Genomic DNA, 308 nt, shown 5'->3' with positions numbered 1-308 from the left:
TCACTATCGGGGACTCAACTCACGGTCAGGCGAGGTCGAGGACGGCGTACCCGTGCCCGTCCAGGTGCACGGTGTCGCCGTCGGCCCGGTGCCCGCGGGCCTCGACGGGGCGCGCCCCGCCCGCGCCGGGCACGTCGAGCGCGACGGACGCCCGGCCCGGGTTGAGCACGACGGCGAGGCTGCCGCCGCGCACGTACGCGAACGGGTACCCCGTGGACAGGACCTCCACGGGCGATGCCGCGTCGAGCCGGTCGTCCGCGGTCCGCAGGTGCGCCAGCCGGCGCACGAGGTGCAGCAGCGAGCCCTCG

The 308-nt window shown here is 76.6% G+C and carries 1 pseudogene; it reads right to left on the bottom strand.

Annotation, left to right across the window (positions count from 1 at the left end):
* Positions 1-25: 25 nt before the first annotated feature.
* Positions 26-308, bottom strand: a pseudogene (locus ELR45_RS37455) (alpha-amylase family glycosyl hydrolase); the annotation flags it as partial.

It is taken from the genome of Phytoactinopolyspora endophytica (assembly GCF_004138495.1).
In the GTDB taxonomy this organism is placed as follows: domain Bacteria; phylum Actinomycetota; class Actinomycetes; order Jiangellales; family Jiangellaceae; genus Phytoactinopolyspora; species Phytoactinopolyspora endophytica.
This window is presented reverse-complemented; position numbering and strand designations above follow the sequence as displayed.